This window comes from Vibrio zhanjiangensis (assembly GCF_030161235.1).
In the GTDB taxonomy this organism is placed as follows: domain Bacteria; phylum Pseudomonadota; class Gammaproteobacteria; order Enterobacterales; family Vibrionaceae; genus Vibrio; species Vibrio zhanjiangensis.
In genome coordinates this window covers 1-5096 of the sequence record NZ_BSPW01000097.1, presented here as the reverse complement: position 1 = coordinate 5096, position 5096 = coordinate 1, and the positions used below count along the sequence as shown (strand labels likewise).

The following is a 5096-nucleotide window of genomic DNA, read 5'->3' as shown; positions in this document are numbered from 1 at the left end:
GCTATCGCCAGTGGATGCCGAGAATCGGCTTAAATCTGTGTCCGGAATTTGTTGACCACTACATAACCTCCCTTGGAAAAGTTAAATAAAAGTCACTGTAGTCATCTTGGGATGTTAAATATTCAAGAAGAGTGATCGGTGTGGGATCTACATTATATTTTGGAGAAGATACAAATATGACCATGGATGCAAGATCAGAAGTTGGTATCGGCCTCCCGTCTACTGTAAAAAATCCGTTTGACTTGGCCTTTTCAAGGCAAGCAAACGCGTGTACAAATTCCCCTTCCTGTATCATTTCCCCTTCAGAGCTGGCCCTTTGTTCAGAAAAACGAGGTCGAAATTTATCAAAATATTCACGCTCTCTTTGGTCAACTAACAACAGCTTCGCATTCGCCCTTTGTATCAACGTTTCTTTGGGGACGCCATTAATAATGGTTTCTTCAGACTGTTCAAGAACCCTTATTTCATCGTTATAGTTTTCTCTGAGGCTTGCAAAGACATCCCTATAGTTAACTATACTCAAGTTGCTTCTTTTATCTTGGAAAAACGAGCTGATATCCCCGTCAACTTCTTCTGTTAACTGAACTGACAGCCTTTCTACGGCCCTAAGTTTGGTCATTAGATCACCGGCGGTATCAATAAGGCTTTGCAAGCCTGCGTAACCTTCACCGTGGTCTGGCAACTCTGGCCTTTTTCCAGTAATGGCCCAGTAATCATCAGATAAATCTGAAACGATACCTTCCAGCCTATCCCGAGCTTCCACATATTTGGGATCATCAGGGTTACGACTAAACTGGCTTTCAGTGATACCAGAATACTCTTCAACCTCTCGTCCTAATTCTTGATAACGCTCAGCTAAAGTTGTTAACCTTTCTGAGGCGTCATCGACTGCATCACTTTCAGGGGCTACTGCATTATCGTTTTCAACCCCAAAAAGATGACGGACTTCAGGCAACTTTGACATATAAGCTTCATTAAGTAATTTCTCTTCTGCTTGTTCTAATATCTTCTTTTGCGCAAGTAGGGTTTGAACTTGCTCCAGCGTTTTTACCTCTCCATTGGCAAGTTTTTCTTTTACCGAAGAAAGTTTGGATAAAATAAAGGAATACACTTTAACACGATCACCTGAAGCGTATGCATGTTCTAACCCTTCCATGGTTTCTCTTTTAAAGTCATCAAGAGCAAGCACTTGAGTACCGTAGACATAGACTTGTTCGGACTGCACACCCTGACCACTTTCAATATCTCTTTCTACGCTCTCCAAATATTGTTCTGCTATGTTTTCTTCAAACGAACCTGCCTCAGATTCAGCTAACCACAGTTTTGCATAGGCTAGCCTTTCAATGTTTGGGACTTCACTTTTAAATCGGGCAATTTGGTTATTGACCACATTAAGCTGGTCATTAAGTCTCTTTAACTTACGCCCAAATTTCCTCTCATTAAAAAGTCTCCAATTAGGGTTCTCATCTTTTTTCGTTTCCGTCTCTTCAATCTGTTTTTCAAGGGTCTTCCAACTCCTGTACAAGCTAACTTCTGTTCTCAGGTTTGCGTTATCTGGGTGCTGGAAGTGAAGCTTTCCTTCAGCCAAATTATCACCTTCGGTGTACTCCAAGCGCTCTTCTATGCCGAGTTCATCCCTTAGCTGATTTACAGTAAAGATCGGCGCCCCTTCTTTCAGGTACTTTTTCTTTACTTCCGGGTCCCTGAAATCGACTTCTTGGCCATCCGGGGTTTTATATATTGCACCCACTGCCATAGCCTCTAAGAGGCTTTTCTCTTCCGCAGTAAACGGCTGTGTATAATCATCTCTAAGCAAATTTTCTTTATCTAGGCGATGTATCAATTCATGAGCAAGTGTCAGCATGGGCTGATCGCCGCCTCCGCTCTCTGAATCGTGCGACAGTGTATTTAAAGGATCAAAGTAGATGATGTTGTTGTCTAGGTCGATACTGGCAGGGTGAACACTGATCCCATCGTGCTCCACTTCTTCAGGGAAACGTATGGAAAATGGTTTTTCTTCCAACACCTGAAGGAGCTTCTCACCCATTTCTGTGTCAGCCAACTCATCAAGCACACTTGAAACGTGGTGGTAGTATTCTTCCGTGCCCTCGATGGTAATGCTAAGACCTTCTGCACCTTCATATTGCCAGGTCTTTACCTCTCCGGGATATCTTTCTAGTTTGGCAACCTCGTCATTATCATCAATTGACGTATTATCATTTCCTCCAACAGGATCATCACCAGCAACTCCCTCTATAAGATTTTCTGTGTGGGCATCAACGACCGCTTCCACTCCATCAGAAAAAGTACTTATCACGGCTTGATGGGCAGCAGAGTCGATCAGGCTCACCAGTTTGTGCTTTTGCCCTTCACCCAATACATCCACCCCAGCATTGTATGCCCGACCGACAATGGTTGCACCACCACCTATGGCTGCCTGAGCTGAATTGGGCAGCATGGATAAGATGAGCCGGGTTGCAACCTGCTGCAGGTTTTTATACAGTACCTGCTGCCTCTCTTTGTACGGATAATCATTACCCGGCATCACCCCCTCATCCACATGGTTCACTTTCATGTAAGTAGTGATCCCCCCGATCAAAACCGTTGAAAGCGAGCTTATTAACTTGGATATACCGAGTGTAGCAATGTCAACTTTGTCTTCCAGCAATGCCAGAGCAATCCCTCTCAATGCTTTCCGCTGACCCAAGTCCGACATAAATTGCAAAAATGCTTTCTCCTGATTCGCGCATTCTTCCGGCGTTGAAGGCATCACAGTCCTGTCTTCCAGTGCCAAGCCCCACTCTTTCGCAACGCGGGACGCAAGGTGGATAAAATCAGGGTCGTCTGCAGACTGGAGCTCTTTCCACGCGGCATTGTCTTTTAAGAACGCTTGAACTTCCCGGGCGTCCGGCGCCTCCAGCATCGTTTCATCCTTGCCCTGCTTTTGCGCCTCTTCTCTTTGTGCCTTTTTCGCCTCTATCGCCATGTCTTTGGCTATTCTTGAGCGCTTCGAAAAGGGGTTGATATCCTTGCCGGCTTTCTCGGCGGCAGAAAAACGGAGTTCGTCCGCCGTGCTAGTCGCCTGACTCGCCGCTGACTTAACCAGTACACCTGCCGATTCAAATTCCTTGGCCTCACCGGTGGTGACAAGATCAACCGCGTCTCTCAAGAGGGTGGCACTCCTGCCAAGCTCACTCACGACGGTGGGAATGGATTTCTTTTTTAGGCTATTGATTGCAAAGTCAAACTCTTCAGCTTTCTTCTGTGTCTTTTTATCTGACTTTGTGCTGGTTTCTGACCAGTCTCCTACCGTCTTGTCTACAATTTTTTCAAGCCCCTCTTTGCTGATCTCACTTTCTATCCGGCCAGCGACTCGCTCCAGTTTTTTAGTACGCTCCAGCAATTGTGTGGTAAAATATACCAGCCTATGCCGAGCACCATCTGGTGCAGTATTTTCGGCGCCTTCTTTAGGCGCTTCAGATTCCCCCTTCAGCTGTTCAAGGGCAGCATCTATTAACCCTGTACTTAGAAGGGCCTTTGCCTGCATCAGGGCTTTCCTGTTTTGCTCTGTTTCACACTCACCGTCATTTACCAGTCCCTTAATCCATTCTAGGGTTTTCTGAATTGAGCCGAACTCGAAACTTTTATCCCTTACCGCTGTGAGGCGTTCATTTTTTTCGGGAGAACTAAATGACACGCTTTCCAATGCTTGTCCCACCTTTTCAGAGAGACCTTGTGATTCAGTATTAAATGATGGCTGTGAAAGCAACGCCCCTACCTTCTCATAAACGGCCTTTTTCTCCTTAAATGGAAGTTTTTCCAGCGTCTCTATCAATGCGCTGAATGAGCTGGTCTCAAAGGGAACACCCTGTATTTCAAGCAGTATTTCTGCATGAGAAGCACGGACAATCGACGCCATACGGGGGTCATTGACAATATGATGGACTTTAAATTCCTGGACAGAAAGCTTACTCGCCGCATGCTGTATACCTCGTACCTTTTGCTCGGTTTTCAGGCCGGCATTGACGACCGCTTTTTTTAAGGCTGCTATGCTGGTTGGCGGCGACGGCAATAACTCCTTTGCCATTTCCTTGATATCTTCAAAGGAAGACACCCTGTATTCGGAGGACTTTTGGGCAAGCTTTACACCGTCGGCAAGCTTATGCTTATGCTTATGCGCTAAAAGCAGCTTTTCCATTTCTCTGTAAACAAAGTGTGCATCTGAGTTGTGTGAACCCAAACTAGGACCAGGGCCGAATTTCAACCGACCCTCTTTGGCTTTATCCCCGAGCGTGTTAATTTTTTTGTCAGCGCTTTACATTCGCTTCCCTGCTCTTCCAACCATTGTTTATAACGCTGCGTCGACACCTCTTCAGCTTTGCTACTGTCTTCGGGGTGGGCCTTGTTTGCTTCCTGTTTAAACCCCTCTTGTTTCGCTTCCATCGCCTCTGGGGTTATCTTTTCCAATTGCTTTCTGACTTTGATAGCTGTATCAACAGCAGCATTGACACGTCTGCTTAATTGTATTTTCTTTTTCCTTCCCTTAAAGGTATCTTCCCAGATTGGATTGTCATTAATCAGTGATTTAATCTCATCCAGTTTTTCTCTACTGGCATTTTTTTCTGGGGTAGGATTCAATCAACTGATTAAACGGCCCTTCACTGACCTTTATTTCTCCCTTGTTGTAGCCAAAGTCGAGAAATTCCTGATATAGGTCGGTCCTTTCAGTCCAGACCGACATATTTTTCCCAGCCGACGAGTCGGCTTGAGGTTGGGGCGCTCGCTTTTCATGAAGAGCCTCTTTTGCCTTTTCATTCGCTGGTTTCAGTGTCGGCGTACTGTTCATCCCTCTTTGCACGTTAGACGCTCCGGTCAGTGAACGTGCAACAGGGTTTTTCTTGAATTCGAGTTGAGTTGTACCACTATTTACCACTGTTGTAGGATTAAGTTTATTAGTCTCAATAACCATCGTTTACTGCCATTATCATTTAATGCGAGAGTTTTATCTAAGCTATAGATAACACCCGAAAAGATAAAAATGATGATAAAAACACCAAAAATAGTAATAAAAAAATCAAAAAAACCAACGAAAGAAT

At 44.9% G+C, this 5096-nt stretch carries 3 protein-coding genes; all 3 read right to left on the bottom strand.

Annotated features, from left to right (window positions below; all coding sequences use genetic code 11):
- Positions 1-58: 58 nt before the first annotated feature.
- Genes QQK21_RS20665 through QQK21_RS20655 form a run of 3 tightly spaced genes read right to left on the bottom strand, consistent with a single transcriptional unit; the run spans position 59 to position 4969 of the window.
- Complete coding sequence (locus QQK21_RS20665) at positions 59-4264, bottom strand: M91 family zinc metallopeptidase (RefSeq protein ID WP_284194061.1); 4206 nt, start codon at positions 4262-4264, stop codon at positions 59-61.
- Positions 4261-4638: a hypothetical protein gene (locus tag QQK21_RS20660; RefSeq protein WP_284194060.1), complete on the bottom strand. Its 378-nt coding sequence runs from the start codon at positions 4636-4638 to the stop codon at positions 4261-4263. The genes QQK21_RS20665 and QQK21_RS20660 overlap by 4 nt, the downstream gene beginning before the upstream one ends.
- Positions 4607-4969, bottom strand: coding sequence for a hypothetical protein (locus QQK21_RS20655; protein WP_284194059.1), 363 nt, complete (start codon positions 4967-4969; stop codon positions 4607-4609). The genes QQK21_RS20660 and QQK21_RS20655 overlap by 32 nt, the downstream gene beginning before the upstream one ends.
- Positions 4970-5096 lie beyond the last annotated feature (127 nt).

Bases quoted from the DNA above. Each gene is read 5' to 3' on its own strand.
- QQK21_RS20655 (WP_284194059.1), bottom strand. From the start codon at position 4,969: ATGGTTATTGAGACTAATAAACTTAATCCTACAACAGTGGTAAATAGT.